Annotated in this window: 15 protein-coding genes and 1 other RNA gene; 11 read left to right on the top strand and 5 right to left on the bottom strand. The window is 74.0% G+C overall.

What is annotated here, in order from left to right; all coding sequences use genetic code 11:
- Window positions 1-25: 25 nt before the first annotated feature.
- The 5 genes from ffs (at window position 26) to ACSNOC_RS23430 (ending at window position 4,193) form a co-directional block, all read left to right on the top strand.
- An RNA gene (gene ffs, locus ACSNOC_RS23450) (signal recognition particle sRNA small type) lies at window positions 26-122 on the top strand.
- Between the two features lie 30 nt (window positions 123-152).
- Window positions 153-2,207: a DNA polymerase III subunit gamma and tau gene (locus tag ACSNOC_RS23445; RefSeq protein WP_436749538.1), complete on the top strand. Its 2,055-nt coding sequence runs from the start codon at window positions 153-155 to the stop codon at window positions 2,205-2,207.
- 93 nt (window positions 2,208-2,300) lie between these two features.
- Complete coding sequence (locus tag ACSNOC_RS23440) at window positions 2,301-2,612, top strand: YbaB/EbfC family nucleoid-associated protein (RefSeq protein ID WP_436749540.1); 312 nt, start codon at window positions 2,301-2,303, stop codon at window positions 2,610-2,612.
- 177 nt (window positions 2,613-2,789) lie between these two features.
- On the top strand, window positions 2,790-3,389 hold the full coding sequence (gene recR, locus ACSNOC_RS23435) for a recombination mediator RecR (RefSeq protein ID WP_436749537.1): 600 nt from the start codon (window positions 2,790-2,792) through the stop codon (window positions 3,387-3,389).
- 111 nt (window positions 3,390-3,500) lie between these two features.
- Window positions 3,501-4,193 carry a DUF5063 domain-containing protein gene (locus tag ACSNOC_RS23430; protein ID WP_436749539.1) on the top strand — a complete coding sequence of 231 codons (693 nt, stop codon included), beginning with the start codon at window positions 3,501-3,503 and terminating at the stop codon, window positions 4,191-4,193.
- 32 nt (window positions 4,194-4,225) lie between these two features.
- Here ACSNOC_RS23430 and ACSNOC_RS23425 read toward each other — a convergent pair whose 3' ends face one another.
- Both ACSNOC_RS23425 and ACSNOC_RS23420 read right to left on the bottom strand, forming a co-directional pair.
- Window positions 4,226-4,762: a zinc-binding dehydrogenase gene (locus tag ACSNOC_RS23425; RefSeq protein ID WP_436749536.1), complete on the bottom strand. Its 537-nt coding sequence runs from the start codon at window positions 4,760-4,762 to the stop codon at window positions 4,226-4,228.
- Between the two features lie 235 nt (window positions 4,763-4,997).
- Window positions 4,998-7,259, bottom strand: a complete 2,262-nt coding sequence (locus ACSNOC_RS23420; RefSeq protein ID WP_436749535.1) for a GAF domain-containing SpoIIE family protein phosphatase — start codon at window positions 7,257-7,259, stop codon at window positions 4,998-5,000.
- Window positions 7,260-7,512: 253 nt separating this feature from the next.
- Here ACSNOC_RS23420 and ACSNOC_RS23415 point away from each other — a divergent pair, with 253 nt between their 5' ends.
- From ACSNOC_RS23415 to ACSNOC_RS23400, 4 genes are all read left to right on the top strand, one after another.
- Window positions 7,513-8,784, top strand: a complete 1,272-nt coding sequence (locus tag ACSNOC_RS23415) for an aspartate kinase (protein WP_436749534.1) — start codon at window positions 7,513-7,515, stop codon at window positions 8,782-8,784.
- Between the two features lie 437 nt (window positions 8,785-9,221).
- Window positions 9,222-9,806, top strand: coding sequence for a SigE family RNA polymerase sigma factor (locus tag ACSNOC_RS23410; protein WP_436749533.1), 585 nt, complete (start codon window positions 9,222-9,224; stop codon window positions 9,804-9,806).
- Window positions 9,803-11,170 carry a hypothetical protein gene (locus ACSNOC_RS23405; RefSeq protein WP_436749532.1) on the top strand — a complete coding sequence of 456 codons (1,368 nt, stop codon included), beginning with the start codon at window positions 9,803-9,805 and terminating at the stop codon, window positions 11,168-11,170. Before ACSNOC_RS23410 ends, ACSNOC_RS23405 begins: the two co-directional genes overlap by 4 nt.
- Window positions 11,171-11,200: 30 nt before the next feature.
- On the top strand, window positions 11,201-12,022 hold the full coding sequence (locus tag ACSNOC_RS23400) for an SURF1 family protein (protein ID WP_436749531.1): 822 nt from the start codon (window positions 11,201-11,203) through the stop codon (window positions 12,020-12,022).
- On the opposite strand, the gene ACSNOC_RS23395 is transcribed toward ACSNOC_RS23400, so the two are convergent.
- From ACSNOC_RS23395 to ACSNOC_RS23385, 3 genes are read right to left on the bottom strand one after another with little or no spacing between them, the layout of a single operon-like run.
- Window positions 11,955-13,775: a prolyl oligopeptidase family serine peptidase gene (locus ACSNOC_RS23395; protein WP_436749530.1), complete on the bottom strand. Its 1,821-nt coding sequence runs from the start codon at window positions 13,773-13,775 to the stop codon at window positions 11,955-11,957. The two genes, ACSNOC_RS23400 and ACSNOC_RS23395, sit on opposite strands and share 68 nt — an antisense overlap.
- Complete coding sequence (locus ACSNOC_RS23390) at window positions 13,768-14,235, bottom strand: RidA family protein (RefSeq protein ID WP_436749529.1); 468 nt, start codon at window positions 14,233-14,235, stop codon at window positions 13,768-13,770. The genes ACSNOC_RS23395 and ACSNOC_RS23390 overlap by 8 nt, the downstream gene beginning before the upstream one ends.
- Window positions 14,232-14,393 carry a DUF4177 domain-containing protein gene (locus tag ACSNOC_RS23385; protein ID WP_436749528.1) on the bottom strand — a complete coding sequence of 54 codons (162 nt, stop codon included), beginning with the start codon at window positions 14,391-14,393 and terminating at the stop codon, window positions 14,232-14,234. Before ACSNOC_RS23385 ends, ACSNOC_RS23390 begins: the two co-directional genes overlap by 4 nt.
- Before the next feature lie 116 nt (window positions 14,394-14,509).
- Between ACSNOC_RS23385 and ACSNOC_RS23380 the strand changes: the two genes are divergently transcribed.
- Together ACSNOC_RS23380 and ACSNOC_RS23375 are read left to right on the top strand one after the other, a co-directional pair.
- A complete protein-coding gene (locus ACSNOC_RS23380; protein WP_436749527.1) occupies window positions 14,510-15,493 on the top strand; it encodes an ArsA family ATPase in 984 nt (327 codons plus the stop codon).
- Between the two features lie 2 nt (window positions 15,494-15,495).
- On the top strand, window positions 15,496-16,491 hold a 996-nt coding region (locus ACSNOC_RS23375), incomplete at its 3' end, for an ArsA family ATPase (protein ID WP_436749526.1).

Below are 16,491 nucleotides of genomic sequence, written 5' to 3'. Positions count from 1 at the left end.
GGGGTGGGGATCCGGTAGGGTTGGGGGCAGCCCCTCACGCGGCGCTATCTCGCTGAACTCCCCCAGGGCCGGAAGGCAGCAAGGGTAGGTGAGCTCTGGTGGGTGCGTGAGGGGCCCTTCGTATGTCAGTGGGGGCCGATATCGTCGGAGGCGTGTCCTCCCTCGCGCTGTACCGCCGCTACCGACCCGAGACCTTCGCCGAGGTCATCGGGCAGGAGCATGTCACCGATCCGCTGCAGCAGGCCCTGCGGAACAACCGGGTCAACCACGCGTACCTCTTCAGCGGGCCGCGGGGCTGCGGCAAGACGACCAGTGCGCGCATCCTCGCCCGCTGTCTCAACTGTGAGCGGGGCCCGACGCCCGCGCCGTGCGGGGAGTGCCAGTCGTGCCGGGACCTCGCGCGGAACGGGCCGGGGTCCATCGATGTCATCGAGATCGACGCCGCCTCGCACGGTGGTGTGGACGACGCCAGGGAGCTGCGGGAGAAGGCGTTCTTCGGACCGGCGTCGAGCCGGTACAAGATCTACATCATCGACGAGGCGCACATGGTCACCCCGGCGGGGTTCAACGCCCTGCTGAAGGTGGTCGAGGAGCCGCCCGAGCATCTGAAGTTCATCTTCGCCACCACCGAGCCCGAGAAGGTCATCGGCACCATCCGGTCGCGCACGCACCACTATCCCTTCCGCCTCGTGCCGCCCGGGACGCTGCGGGACTATCTGGCGGAGGTGTGCGAGCGCGAGGCCATTCCGGTCGAGGGGGCCGTGCTGCCGCTCGTCGTGCGGGCCGGGGCCGGGTCGGTGCGGGACTCGATGTCCGTCATGGATCAGCTCCTGGCCGGTGCCGGGGAGGCCGGGGTCACGTACGAGATGGCCACGGCGCTGCTCGGGTACACGGACGGGGCGCTGCTCGACGCGGTGGTCGACGCCTTCGCGGCCGGGGACGGCGCGGCGGCGTTCGAGGTCGTGGACCGGGTGATCGAGGGCGGGCACGATCCGCGCCGGTTCGTCACCGATCTGCTGGAGCGGCTGCGGGACCTGCTGATCCTGGCGGCCGTGCCGGACGCGGCCGACAAGGGCCTGATCGACGTGCCCGTGGACGTGCTGGAGCGCATGCGGGCGCAGGCCACCAGGCTCGGCCCGGCCGAGCTGAGCCGGGCGGCCGATCTCGTCAATTCCGGGTTGACGGAGATGCGGGGGGCGACCTCGCCGCGGCTTCAGCTGGAGCTGATCTGCGCCCGGGTGCTGCTTCCGGCGGCCTACGGGGACGAGCGGTCCCTGCTGAGTCGTCTGGAGCGTCTGGAGCGGGGGGCGGGGCCGGTGGTGACCGCCGCCGGGCCGCCGCCCGTGCGGGTCGAGGTCGCGCCGCCGGTGCACGCCGCGGCTCCGGCTCCGGCTCCGCCGCCCGCTCCGGTTCAGCAGGCGACGCCCGAGCCGCAGCCGCAGCCGCAGCCGCAGCCACGGGCCCAGCCGCAGCCGACCGGACAGGATCCGGCCGCGCGGCCGGGGGCCTGGCCGACGGCGCCCGCGCCGCAGTCCCCGCCGCAGTCCCCGCCCGGGGCCTGGCCCGCGGGCGCGGCCCCCGCACCGCCGTCCGCGCCACAGGCCCAGGCGGCCGGAACCGGGGGAGACCCGGAGCGGGTGCGGCACATGTGGCCGGAGATCCTGGACGCGGTCAAGGGGCGGCGGCGGTTCAGCTGGATCCTGCTCAGCCAGAACGCGCAGGTCGTCGGCTTCGACGGCGGCACGCTGCGGCTCGGGTTCGCCACCGCCGGGGCCCGGGACAGCTTTGTGAACAGCGGCAGTGAGGACGTGCTGCGGCAGGTCCTCGGCGACAAGCTGGGCGTGCAGTGGCGCATCGAGGCCGTCGTCGACAACGGCGGGGGCGGGGGTGGAGGCGGCGCGCGGCCCATGACGCCGGCGTCGCCCGTGTCGCCGCCGCCGATGGCGCCGATGGCACCGGCGGCGCGGCCGGCGCCGTCCCCGGCGGCCCGCGAGGCCGCCGCTCCGGGGCAGCCGTCGCCCGCCGTCCCGCGCCCCGCGCCCGAGGCGGTCGCGCCGGCCGCCCCGGCACCGCCGCCCCCGGTCTCCGTCGAGGACGACGTGCCCGAGGAGGACGATCCGGACCTCGACGAGACCGCGCTCACCGGCTACGAGCTGATCGTCAAGGAGCTGGGGGCGACCGTTATCGAGGAGTTCCACCACGAGTGAGACCCCGGCAGCCCGAGCCCGTAGGCTCAGGGGGGTACGCACCGTTGCCGACGAGCCAGAGGTGAGGCCGTGTTCCCCGGTGGTGGGGTCGACATGCAGCAGTTGTTGCAGCAGGCCCAGAAGATGCAGCAAGATCTCGCCGCGGCGCAGCAGGAGCTGGCCGAGACGCCTGTCGAGGGCAGTGCGGGCGGTGGCCTGGTCAGGGCCACGGTCACCGGCGCCGGTGAGCTGACCGGTCTGGTGATCGACCCCACGGCGGTCGACCCGGACGACACCGAGACCCTCGCGGATCTGGTGATCGCCGCCGTCCGCGACGCGAACCACGCGGCGCAGGAGCTGGCCAAGGTCAAGCTCGGGCCGCTCGCCCAGGGCCTCGGCGGCGGCATCCCCGGGCTGCCGTTCTGATCCGGCGCTGATCCGGCGCTGATCCGGACCCCGGGACTTCGGGAGTCCGGGAGCCCGGAATCCCGGTGCCGGGCGCCGACGATCCGGGGCCCGGCGCGGTTCTGCCCTTCTGACGGACAACGGACAGAGAATGAGCGAGCCCAGGCGAAGCGCGGGCAGGGAAGGCGGGGGGTTCACGTGTATGAGGGCGTAGTCCAGGAACTCATCGACGAGCTGGGGCGGCTGCCGGGCGTCGGCCCCAAGAGCGCCCAGCGGATCGCCTTCCACATCCTCCAGGCCGAGCCCGCCGACGTCCGCCGCCTCGCGCACGCCCTCACCGAGGTCAAGGAGAAGGTGCGGTTCTGCGCCGAGTGCGGGAACGTGGCGCAGGACGAACGGTGCCGCGTCTGCCTCGACCCGCGCCGCGACCCGACGGTGATCTGCGTGGTCGAGGAGCCCAAGGACGTGGTGGCCATCGAGCGCACCCGTGAATTCCGCGGCCGGTATCACGTGCTGGGCGGGGCCATCAGCCCCATCGACGGCGTCGGCCCCGGCGACCTGCGGATCCGGGAGCTGCTGGCGCGCCTCGCGGACGGCGCGGTCACGGAGCTGATCCTGGCCACCGACCCGAACCTGGAGGGCGAGGCCACCGCGACGTACCTGGCCCGTATGGTCAGCTCACTGGGCCTTCGCGTCACCCGGCTAGCCAGTGGCCTGCCGGTCGGGGGAGACTTGGAGTATGCCGACGAGGTCACCTTGGGACGCGCCTTCGAGGGTAGGCGGCTGCTTGATGTGTAATGCAGGCGACGCCGGCGCGGGCGCACGGGCGGACGCGGGCCCGCGGCGTGCGGCCGTCGCGTCTGCGAGGACCTTTGGGGAGGCGACCACGTGATGTCCGAAGCGATGCCGATGCCGCAGCGATCGGCCGACGGTCCGGTCACCGGCGGCCCGGCGGCCGGCGGGCGGGCCGGTGGCCCGGACGATTTCGCTGTCCAGATCGCCGACCAAGTCGAGAGCTTCATCGTCGCGGTCACCGAGGTCGCCAAGGGCGACGATCCGGACAGCGCGGTGCCGTACCTGCTGTTGCAGGTGTCCCAAGTCCTGCTGGCGGGCGGCCGGTTGGGCGCGTACGAGGACATCGTTCCCGAGGAGCGGTACGAGCCGGACACCGGTCCCGAGCCGGACATGGACGAGCTGCGCGAGCGGCTGGCCGGGCTGCTGGAGCCGATCGACGTCTACTCCGAGGTGTTCGACCCGTACGTGCCGCGCAGCACCCCCGTGGCCGCGCGGATCTCGGACGACCTGGCCGACATCATCAGCGACCTCAGGCACGGCATGGCCCACTACGCCGAGGGCCGGGTCAGCGAGGCGCTGTGGTGGTGGCAGTTCTCCTACCTGTCGAACTGGGGGCCCACCGCCAGTGCCTGCCTGCGGGCCCTGCAGTCCCTCGTCGCCCACGTCCGCCTGGACACGCCGCTGGCCGAGCTGGACGGGCTGGACACGGACAGCGACGCGGAGGACGGCGACCTGGAGCGCCAGGCCGGCCGGGTCATGGAACGGGAGATCGCCGCTCCGCTGGGGCTGAAGACCGCGAACTCCTGACCGGCTCTGATCAGTCCCTGATCAGTCCCTGATCAGCTTTCGGCCTGTCCAGCCGCTGGGGACGCCGGCGCCGACGCCGCAACGCTACGGCACCAGCGCCAGACGCCCCGCGGGCCGCCCTTGGCCAGGCGCTCGTGCGCCCGGGCCGCCGCGGCGAGCGGCAGGGTCTCAGCGACCCGCGCCGTCAGGCGGTCCGTCCCGGCGAGCCCGGACAGCTCGGCGAGAGCCGCCGGGTCCGTCGCGATCCACTCGGTGACCACCCTGATGCCGCGCAGGGGCAACGGCGCCCCGCCCGTCACCGCCACGAACGCGCCGCGGTTCCGCACCGCCGCCTGCGCCGTCACGCCCAGCAGCGCCACGTCCACCGCGCCCGCCACGCCGCCCGGCACCACCGCGCGGACCGCCGCCGCCAGGTCCGGAACGTCCCTCGGCATGAACGACTCCGCCCCCAGCCGCCGCACCAGCTCCTCGCCCGCCCGGCCCCGGGACGGCCACCACGCGCAGCCCGCGCGCCGCGCCCAGCTCCACGGCGAAGCCGCCTCGCCCCCGGCCGCGCCCGTCACCAGCACCGTGTCACCCGCCGCCGGACCGAGGTCGCGCAGGTGGTCGAGGCACTGCCACGCGGCCGTGGCGTCCAGCAGGTGCCGCAGGCGGCCACGTCCCGGCCGATGCGGCTCACACCCGCGGGGGCCATCGCTCAGGCCGCCACCGGCACCCCGCCCGCGTCACGGCGTCGACCGGGTCGACGGCGGCGGCCTCGGTCACCCCCACGCCCCCCACGCCCCGCACACTCCCCGCCGTCGCTCACCGCGGGCTGATCAGCAGCAGCGCGATGTCGTCGCTCCGCGACGCGGTCTGCCGCGCGTGCCGCAGCAGCGCGTCCGCGACCTCGTCGGCCGGTGTGCCCGCCGGGCCGAACCGCGCCAGGTGGCCCGCCAGCTCGTCCGTCGCCACGTCCAGGTCGATGCCGGGCGTCTCCACCAGCCCGTCGGTGTACAGCACCAGCACCGCCCCCGGCGGGAACGGCACCTCGACCGCCGGGTACTCCGCCCGCCGCACGATCCCGAGCAGCGGCCCCGGCGGCATCCGCAGCACGGCGACCTCTCCGTCCGGCAGGCGCAGCAGCGGCGGCGGGTGCCCGGCGTTGGCCAGCCTGGCCCGGTGATGGACCAGGTCGATGTCGACATAGAGACAGCTCGTGAACAGGCCGGGGTCGAGGTCGGCCAGCAGCTTGTTCGTCCGCGCCAGCACCTCGCCCGGCGCCGCGCCGGCCGCCGCGTGCACGGCGGTCCTGACCTGCCCCATCAACGCGGCGGCCGTCACGTTGTGCCCCTGCACGTCCCCGATGGTCGCCGCGGCGGTGGGGATGCCGTCCGCCCCGTCCGCGGCGGCGGCCGGGACGCCGTCGAGCCGGATCAGGTCGTAGAAGTCGCCGCCGACCTCCATGCCGCGGGTCGCGGGCAGATACCGCGCCGCCACCGCCAGGCCGGGGATGTCCGGCAGCTTGCGCGGCAGGAGCCCGTCCTGGAGGCGGCGGGCGAGCTGCTGGGTGGCGTCGTGGAGGCGGGCCCGTTCCAGCGCCTGGGCGATGAGCCCGGCGAGGGAGGTGAGGATGGCGCGCTCGTCGGCGGGGAAGTCGTGCGGGTGGTCGTAGGACAGCACGCAGCAGCCGACCGGCTTGCCGGAGGTGACCAGCGGCAGATACGCCCAGGCCGCCTTCTCCACGATCGCCGGAACGCCGGGGTACTCCCGCCCCAGCTCCTCCGGCGAGGCGAAGAAGCGCGGCGCGCCGCTGGTCAGCGCGTTGGAGGCGGGGGTCGGCGGGGTGCCCATCGGCGCGCCCTCGAACCGTTCGATGGCCTCCTCGGTGTAGCCGCGGTGGCCGACGATGTGCAGCCGGGAGCCCTCGGTCATGAACATCACCAACCCCTGGGCGCTGAAGGCGGGCAGGAGCTGGTTCGCGACCAGCTCGACCACCTCCTTCACCCCGGTCGCCTCGCTGAGGGTGGCGGAGAGCTGCATCAGGTGCGAGAGCGCGCCGGTGAGCGTGGGCGGCCTCACTCGCCCCGCGCCCGCCCCCACGCCCGCACCTACCCCCGCGTCGGCCGCGTCGCCCGTGCCGCCCGTGCCGCCCTGTCCGTCCGGTTCCCCGGGCAGGGGCGGCACCGCCTCCTCCGCGGCCTGCGCCCCTGCCGCCTCATCCGCCGGGACCGGCCGTTCGATCTCCGCGACGATCACGCTGATGCCCGCCGGATCCGGCCACAGCTCGAACCGCAGCCACCGGTCCGGCCGGCGCCGCGCCGTGAAGGTCGTGGGCTCCTGGCTGAGCACCGCCGCGCGGTACCGGTCCTCGTACGCCGCCGGGCTCAGCCACGGCAGCGCCTCCCGGACGTAACGGCCCACCAGCTCGCCGGCGTCCGCGCCCAGCAGCTCGGCCGCGACCCCGTTGACGAACGTGATCCGCCCGTCCAGATCCAGCGCGCAGCAGCCCGCCGCCAGCCGCTCCGTGAAATCGGCCGCCGCCAGCGCCTCCGCCGCGCCCGGCGTCCGGCTGCGCGGCCGGGCCACGAAGCGTGGCTGGTCACCGGCCGTCACCGGCCGTCCCTCCCGGGCCGCCGTGGCCAGCACCCGGGCCAGCCGGGTGCTCGCCGCGTCGATCGCCGCCAGCTCGTCGCGCGACAGCTCCGGCGGATGCCCGCCGGACCACAGCAGCACCATCGCGCCCCAGCAGGTGGCCCCGGACAGCAGGGGCACGTCCGCGATGGCGAACGGGTACGGCACCGCGACCGCCGCCTGCGGGTAGCGGCGGGCCAGCTCCCCGACGCCCAGCCACACCAGCCGCCGCTCGCGGACCGACTGGGCCAGCGGCGTCGCCACGTCGAGCCCGACCCGCCGCCAGGGCCGGGCGAACGCGGGCGGCACGCCGGTCACCACGGCCAGCCGCAGCACCCGCTCGCCGCCGGGCGGCAGCAGGAGAACGGCACCGCCGTAGGCACCGGTCTCCCGCACGGCCCGGACCAGCAACGGGTCCAGCACCTCAGTGCTCGAATGCGGCGAATCGCCCATATGGGAACAGTACGTGGAGACGGTGCCACCGGCACACCCGCGCCCGAGCCCGGGGGGAAGGGCGGCTGACCAGCATGTGAGATCGGTATGTGAGCCTGCCCACGTTCCCGGCGTGTTTCCGCGTGTCATGGCCTCCGGGTGGGCATGGGTGGTCGCTGAGACGGGCGATGCGGGGGCTCCGCTCGGTAGGATTCAGCCGATCGTGACCGGTTTTTCGGTCACGGAGAGTAAGAGACACGAGGAGCGAGCACACGTGGGCCTTGTCGTGCAGAAGTACGGCGGCTCCTCCGTTGCCGATGCCGAAGGCATCAAGCGCGTCGCCAAGCGGATTGTCGAAGCCAAGAAGGACGGCCACCAAGTGGTCGTCGTGGTCTCCGCGATGGGCGATACGACGGACGAGCTCATCGACCTGGCGAACCAGGTGTCCCCCGTCGCCTCCGGGCGCGAGCTGGACATGCTGCTGACCGCCGGAGAGCGCATCTCCATGTCCCTGCTGGCGATGGCCATCAAAGCGCTCGGCCATGAGGCGCAGTCCTTCACCGGCAGCCAGGCCGGCGTCATCACCGACTCCGTCCACAACAAGGCCCGGATCATCGATGTGACGCCGGGCCGCATCCAGAGCTCCGTGGACGAGGGCAACATCGCCATCGTCGCGGGCTTCCAGGGTGTGTCCCAGGACAAGAAGGACATCACCACCCTCGGCCGGGGCGGCTCCGACACCACCGCCGTGGCGCTCGCCGCCGCGCTCAACGCCGAGGTCTGCGAGATCTACACCGACGTCGACGGCGTGTTCACCGCCGACCCGCGCGTGGTGAAGAAGGCCCGCAAGATCGACTGGATCTCGTTCGAGGACATGCTGGAGCTGGCCAGCTCCGGCTCCAAGGTGCTGCTGCACCGCTGCGTCGAGTACGCCCGGCGCTACAACATCCCCATCCACGTCAGGTCGTCCTTCTCGGGGCTGCAGGGGACCTGGGTCAGCAACGAACCGCTGGGAGGTAAGCCGGTGGAGCAGGCAATCATCTCGGGCGTCGCCCACGACACCTCCGAGGCCAAGATCACGGTCGTGGGAGTGCCGGACAAGCCGGGCGAGGCCGCGACGATCTTCCGGGCCATCGCGGACGCCGCGGTCAACATCGACATGGTGGTGCAGAACGTCTCCGCCGCCTCGACCGGGCTGACCGACATCTCGTTCACCCTTCCCACGAGCGAAGGGCGCAAGGCGCTGGAGGCGCTGGAGAAGCGGCGCGACACCATCGGGTTCGAGACGCTGCGCTACGACGACAAGATCGCCAAGATCTCGCTCGTGGGCGCGGGCATGAAGACCAACCCGGGCGTCACGGCCACGTTCTTCGAGGCGTTGTCCAATGCCGGGGTCAACATTGAGCTGATCTCCACCTCCGAGATCCGGATCTCGGTCGTGACCCGCGAGGACGACGTGAAGCAGGCCGTCAGGGCCGTCCACTCCGCGTTCGGCCTGGACAGCGAGAGCGACGAGGCCGTCGTCTACGGCGGCACCGGGCGCTGAGAGCGGCGCCCTCCGGTGTCCGCCGGTGCCCCCGGGTGTCCGTCGGCGTCCACTGCGGTGTACCGCAGTACGCCAAGTTTGACCGATCTCGGCCACATATGAAGCTCTCGTGACCAACTCGTAGACCTGAATGGGTTGCTCCCGGTCGATCGGCCGGGAGAACATTTCACTCCCCGCACCGCTTCTGGAACCAGCGCGGTGCGGGGAGCGTCTTTAGTGCCCGCTGCGCGGCGTGCGGCGCTCGCATCGAATCAGGACATAGACGAGCAGGCGGTAGGAATGAGATCGAGAGCGGCGAACTCCTCCCATCCGCATGTGACGTACAACCTTTGCGGGGAAGAGCGTGTCCAACTGGCGTGGCAGAGGTCTTCGAACTCCCGGCAGCGCTCCCGCGACGCCTTCCGTTCCCAGGGGCGTCACGCGCCGAGTCCGGGAGCATGCCCGTGACGGCACCGCTGCCCGCGCCTCGGCCGGCCCGCATCCACGGCCCGGGCGAGGCCGCGGACGACGCGATGGCTGAGGTCACCGTCGGCACCACGATCGACTACCTGACGGAGACCTACCGCGCGCACTACCGCTCGCTCCTCGGGCTCGCCGCACTGCTCCTGGACGACACCGCGTCCTGCGAGGACGTGGTCCAGGAGGCGTTCATCCGCGTGCACTCGGCGCGGACCCGGGTCCGCGACCAGGAGAAGACCCTCGCGTACCTGCGGCAGACCGTGGTCAACCTGTCCCGCTCGACGCTGCGCCGCCGCATCCTCGGGCTGAAGCTGCTCTCCAAGCCCATGCCGGACATGGCGAGCGCCGAGGAAGGCGCGTACGAGCAGCTGGAGCGGGCCGACCTGATCAAGGCCATGCGCGGGCTCCAGCGCCGCCAGCGCGAGGTCCTCGTCCTGCGGTATTTCGCGGACATGACCGAGGCGGAGGTCGCCAAGACCCTCGGCATCTCAGCCGGCTCGGTGAAGGCGTACGGCTCCCGTGGCATCGCGGCCCTGCGCGTGGCCATGGAGGCCCTCCGATGAACGACCACGATCCCGGCCCCCGGCCCCGGCCGGAGCCGGTCGCCGGGGACATGGCCGACAGCCCGGACGCGCCGGAGCCCGAAGCCGCCGAAGCCGCCGGAAAGGCCGAAGCCCCCGAAGCCCCCGAAACCGCCGAAGCCCCCGAACTCCCCGAAGCCCCCGGAACCGCCGCGGCCCGCGACGCGCCCCTCGCGCTCGCCGACGAGGAGGCCCTGCGGCGGCTGCTGCGGGACATCGTCGACGACATCGAGCCCTCGGCCGAGTCGCTGGAGCACCTGCGGACCGCCGTGCCCGCCCGGATGCGGCGGCGGAAGCAGGTGCTGGTCGGGGCCGCCACGTCCGCCGTGGTCCTCGCCGTCGGCCTGACCATGGTGGTGTCCGCCGTGGCAGGTGTCGGCGGCGCGGCCGGAGACCCGTCCCTCGACGCCGGGTCCGGACACTCCACCACCGGCCTGCCGGGGAGCGGCGACGGCGACGGCGCGCTCGGGCGCCACCCCTCCGACGGGCCCGTGTCCGGGGCGACCGGGGGGCCGGGAACCGGTGCCGAGGAGGGCGAGCACTCCGGCGACGGCGACGACGCCGGGGCGGCCGAGGCGGCCCCGGAGTCCTGGGAGACGATGGGCGTCACCTCCCCGACCTGCGACCGCGGCCAGTTGGGCCGCGTCGAGACCGTGATGGACCCGCCCGACGCGCAGGGCCGCGTCTACGGGCTGATCCGCATGGCCAACGTCTCCGACCAGCCCTGCCGCGTCACCGGCAACGGCGAGATGGCCGCCCTGCCGCTCGACGACGTGCCGTCCGCCGAGGTCGAGATCGTGGACCGCACCGAGGGCGACCGCGCCACCCGGCTGCCTCCCCCCGACCAGGCCCACGAGGAGCTGATTCTCCCGCCCGGGCAGGCATACGAAGTGCGGTTCGCGTTCGTGCCCGACGAGGCCGAGATCGGCAGTTGCGAGGTGGAGGCCGAGCCCGCGCCCGGCCCCGGCGAGGAGCCACCGCCGGACACGTCCACCGACGGCGCGTCCGGCATGTCCGTCCAGGGCTGGACCGCGGAGAGCGCCGACGGCGGCGAGCCCGGCGTCACCGCCGCCGACGACAGCGGCTCCGGCGGTGACACGCCGACCGGCACGGACGGCGAGAGCGACGGCACCACCGGAGGCGGCGGCGACGCCGGCGACCCGACCGGCGAGCCCACGGGCGACCCCACCGGCGGCAGCGGCGACCCGGGCGGCGAGCCGGACGACGTCGTGCTCCTGCGCTACACCCCCGCGGCCGGCGAGCCCGAGGCGGCCGAGATCCGCCTGGAAGGCGACTGCTCCGGCACGGTCTACCGCACGGGTGTCCTGGAGGTCCCCGCGGGCTAGCCGCCACGGCGCGGAAGTACCGTTGAGGCCGTGTACCGGTTTCTGCTGACCCCCCGCTGGTGGGCGATCAACGTCTTCGTGGTCCTGTCGATCCCCGTCTGCCTGCTGGCGGGCATGTGGCAGCTCGCGCGGTTCGAGGACCAGGTCGACCAGCACAACGAGCAGCGGGAGCGCGGCGAGACGGCCGGGGACGCCGAGGCCCGCCCGTTCGCGGAGCTGCTGCCCCTCACCGCGGAAACGGTCGGCGAGCAGGCCGAGATCACCGGCACCTACGACGCCGCGGCCCAGCTCGTGGTGCCCGACCGCACGCTCGACGGCGAACGCGGCTACTACGTGCTGACCCCGCTGCTGCCCGCCGACGGCTCCCCGGCCGTGCCCGTGGTGCGCGGCTGGCTGCCCGGCGAGGCCGACGCCGCGCGCGCGCCCGCGCCCCCGGCCGGCGAGGTCACCGTCACCGGCGCCGTGCAGGCCGCCGAGTCCCCGAGCGAGGTCACCACCGAGACGACCGGGCTGCCCAGCGGCCAGCTCGGCGTGATCGGCGCCGCCTCCCTCATCAACGTGCTGCCCTACGACGTCGCGGACGCGTGGATCACCGTCCGCGACGCCGACGAGCCGATGACCGCCGTGCCCGCCACCGCGCCCACGGGCACGGGGCTGGACATGGACGCGTTCCAGAACCTGGGCTACACCGCCGAGTGGTTCGTCTTCGCCGCGTTCGCCGTCTTCATGTGGTTCCGCCTGTTCCGCCGCGAGGTGGAGAGCCGGCGCGACGCCGAACTCGGCCTCATCCCGCGGTCGCGGGCGGCGGAAGGTGCCGTTGCGCGAACCGGATCTCCTGTGCCACCTGCTTGATCCGCTCCTCCACGACCAGCGAGCCGTGCCCGGCGTCGTACCGGTACACCTCGTGGACCGCGCCGCGCGCCGCGAGCCGGGCCACATAGTTCTCGATCTGCCGTATCGGGCACCGCGGATCGTTGACACCGGCCGATATGTAGACCGGCGCCCGCACCTGGTCCACATACGTGATCGGGGACGACGCCGCCCACCGGTCCGGCACCTCCTCCGGCGTGCCGCCCAGCAGCGTGCGGTCCAGCGCCTTCAGCGCCTCCATCTCGTCCTCGTACGCCGCGACATAGTCCGCGACGGGCACGGCGGCGACGCCGACGGCCCAGGAGTCCGGCATGGTGCCGATGCCGAGCAGCGTCAGATAGCCGCCCCACGAGCCGCCGGTGAGCACCAGGCGCGCCGGATCGGCCAGCCCGTACTCCACGCACCAGTCCCGGACGGCCGCGATGTCCTCCAGCTCGATGAGCCCGACGCGGTGCTTCAGCGCGTCCGTCCACGCCCGCCCGTACCCGGTCGAGCCCCGGTAGTTGACCCGGACGACCGCGAAGCCGTGGTCCAGCCAGGCCGCCGGCCCGGCCGCGAAGGCGTCGCTGTCGTGCGCGGTCGGGCCACCGTGGATGTCGAACACCGTGGGGAACGGCCCGTCGCCGCCCGGCGGCTTCTGCACCAGCGCGTGCACCGTGCCGCCCGGGCCCTCGACCCACACGTCCATGACCGGCTCCGAGCCCGGCGCCCGCATCCCCGGCGGGTCCAGCACGATGCCCCCGGCCGAGGACCGCACCTGCGGCGGCTCGGCGGCCGAGGACCACAGATACTCGGCGGTGCCGTCGGGGCGGGCGGTCGCGCCCGAGATCGTGCCCGTCGGGGTGTCGATGCGGACCAGGCCGCCGTCCGTCCCCAGGTCGTAGCGCCAGAGCTGGCTGCGCGCGCGGTGGCTGTGCGCGATCAGCAGCCCCCGCCCGTCCGGGAACCACTCCGCGTGCACATCGCCCGGCAGGCTCGACGGCAGCTCGGTCTGCTCGCCGGTCAGCGGATCCCAGATCATCGGCTGCCAGCGCCCGAGCCGCTGGTGCCCGATGAGCAGCCGCGCGTCCCCGTCCACGGGCACGAAGCCCAGCACCGACAGGCCCAGCTCCTTGGTGCCGCCCTCGGTGTCGTCCAGCTCCGCGACCGTGCTGCCGTCCAGCCGCGTCACGCGCACCGCCGAGTGCATCGCGTCGCCGTGCTCGGTGTGCTCGATCGCCAGCAGCGTGCCGTCGTGCGACAGATCCCCCACGCCCGCCGACTGCCGGTGCCGGTACACCTCGACGGGCTCGCCGCCGGGGGCCACCACGTGGATCGTGGTGCCGACCTCCTCGGTCATCCGGCCGACCACCACCGTGCCGTCCCGGCCCAGCGCCAGGCCCGCCGAATACGCCGGCGCCAGACCCGGCACCGCCGGCTCGTCGGGACCGCCGCCGAACGGCTGCCGCATCCACACGCCGAACTCGTCGCCGTCGGTGTCGGAGAACCACCACAGCCACGCGCCGTCCGGGGTCAGCGTGCCGTCCACCGTGCCGTTGGGCCGGTCGGTGGCCTGCCGCTGCGCGCCCGTCGACCGGTCCCAGGTGTACAGCTCGAATGTGCCCGTCGCGTTCGACACGAAGACCGACCGGTCCGGCGCCTCGTGCGCCCAGTGCGGCAGCCCGACGCGCGGCGCCCGGAAGCGCTTCTCCCAGTCGGGCATCGCCGCCTCGACGGTCGGCTCCGGCTCAGTCATCGGTCAGCTCCACCTGGATCTCGATCTCGACCGGCGCGTCCAGCGGCAGCGCGGCGACGCCCACCGCGCTGCGCGCGTGCCGCCCCCGCTCGCCGAGGACCGCGGCCAGCAGGTCACTGGCGCCGTTGATCACCTGCGGCTGGCCGGTGAACTCCGGGACGGACGCCACGAAGCCGACCACCTTCACCACCCGCGCGATCCGGTCCAGGTCCCCGGCGACGGACTTCACCGCGGCCAGGGCGTTGAGCACGCAGATCCGCGCCATCTCCGCCGCCTGCTCCGGGGTGACCTCCGCGCCGACCTTCCCCGTCAGGGGCAGCTTGCCGTCGACCAGCGGGACCTGCCCCGCCGTGAACACGTACGGGCCGGACCGCAGGGCCGGCACATAACTGCCCGCGGGCGGCGCGACAGCGGGAAGCGTCAGGCCCAGCTCGCTCAGCCTCGCCTCGACGGCGCTCACGCCTGCGGCTTCTCACGCTTGAGATACGCCACGAGCTGCTCCGGATTCGGTCCGGGGACGACCTGCACCAACTCCCAGCCGTCCTCCCCCCAGTTGTCCAGGATCTGCTTGGTGGCGTGCACGAGCAGCGGCACGGTCACGTATTCCCACTTCGTCATGGGCCTCACTCTAGCGATCAGCACTGACACCGCCCGGCTCCACCGTCGCCCCCGCGCCCGGCCCCGGCACCGGCCCGCCACGCCGCACGCCGGGCCGTTCGCCTAGGCTCGCTGGAGTGAGCAGGAGCAGCAGCGCGCGCACCCGACTGCACGTGGTCAGCGGCAAGGGCGGCACCGGGAAGACGACCGTCGCCGCGGCCCTCGCGCTGGCGCTCGCCGGGCAGGGACGGCGCACGCTGCTGGTGGAGGTCGAGGGCCGCCAGGGCATAGCGCAGCTCTTCGAGACCGAGGCCCTGCCGTACGAGGAGCGCCGCATCGCCATCGGCCCCGGCGGCGGCGAGGTCTACGCCCTGGCCGTGGACGCCGAACGGGCCCTGCTGGACTACCTCCAGATGTTCTACAAGCTGGGCGGCGCGGGCCGCGCGCTGCGCCGCCTGGGCGCCATCGACTTCGCCACCACCATCGCGCCCGGCCTGCGCGACGTGCTGCTCACCGGCAAGGTGTGCGAGGCGGTCCGGCGCCGGCGGCCGGACGGCGGCGGGTGGGCGTACGACGCGGTCGTCATGGACGCGCCGCCGACCGGCCGGATCACCCGGTTCCTCGGTGTGAACGACGAGGTCGCCGGCCTGGCCCGGGTCGGGCCCGTCCACCACCAGGCGCAGGCCGTGATGCGGGTGCTGAAGTCGGCGGAGACGGCCGTGCACCTGGTGACGCTGCTGGAGGAGATGCCGGTGCAGGAGACGGCCGACGGTGTCGCGGAGCTGCGTGCCGCCGGTCTCCCGGTCGGCTCCGTCGTGGTGAACATGGTCCGGCCGCCCGTCGCCGCCGGCCTGCCGCCCGGCGAGGACGCCCCCGCCGCCGACCCGGACGCGCTGGCCGCCGCCCTGGCGCGGGCCGGTCTGCGCGGCGCCGCGTCCCTGGCCGGGCCGCTGCTGGCCGAGGGCCGCGCGTACGGCCGGCGGCTGGCCCTGGAGGCGGCCCAGCGCGCCGCGCTGGACCGGCTCGGACCGCCGCTGCGGGAGCTGCCGTTGCTGCCCGACGGCGTCGACCTGGCCGGTCTGTACCGGCAGGCGCGCCGGCTGCGCGAGGGGGAGTGGTGACGATGAGCGAGGACATCCCCGCCCCGGCCCTGGCCGTCGACGAGCTGCTGGACGACCCCGCCATCCGCATCGTCGTCTGCTGCGGCGCGGGCGGCGTCGGCAAGACGACCACCGCCGCCGCGCTCGGCCTGCGGGCGGCGGAGCGCGGGCGCCGCGTCGTGGTGCTGACGATCGACCCGGCCCGGCGGCTGGCGCAGTCCATGGGCCTGACCCGGCTGGACAACGTGCCGCGCCCGGTGCCCGGCATCGACGCGTCGGCGGGCGGCGAGCTGTTCGCGATGATGCTCGACATGAAGCGGACGTTCGACGAGATCGTGGAGGGCCACGCGGACCCCGCGCGGGCCAGGGCGATCCTGGAGAACCCCTTCTACCAGTCGCTCTCGGCCGGTTTCGCGGGCACGCAGGAGTACATGGCGATGGAGAAGCTCGGCCAGCTCGCCGCGCGGGGGGAGTGGGACCTGATCGTCGTCGACACCCCGCCGAGCCGGTCGGCCCTCGACTTCCTCGACGCGCCGCAGCGGCTCGGCTCGTTCCTCGACGGGCGGTTCATCCGTGTGCTGATGGCCCCGGCGAAAGCGGGCGGCCGGGCGGGGCGGAAGGTGATGAGCCTGGGCATGGCCGGGCTCTCCCTGTTCAGCGGCACGATCGGCAAGATCCTCGGCACCGCGCTGCTGCGGGACGTGCAGACGTTCGTGGCGGCGATGGACACCATGTTCGGCGGGTTCCGCGCCCGCGCCGACGCCACGTACGAGCTGCTCCAGGCGCCGGGCACCGCGTTCCTCGTCGTCGCCGCGCCGGAGCGGGACGCGCTGCGGGAGGCGGCGTACTTCGTGGAGCGGCTGGCGGCCGAGCGGATGCCGCTGGCCGGTCTGGTCCTCAACCGCGTGCACACCTCGGCCGCCGCGCGCCTGAGCGCGGAGCGGGCGGAGGCGGCGGCCGAGGCGCTGGAGGCACGGGACACGGCGGAGGCACCGGGGGCGGGGAAGACCGGGGAGGCG

This window comes from Streptomyces sp. URMC 129, from assembly GCF_051386415.1.
Lineage (GTDB): Bacteria > Actinomycetota > Actinomycetes > Streptomycetales > Streptomycetaceae > Streptomyces.
This window is presented reverse-complemented; position numbering and strand designations above follow the sequence as displayed.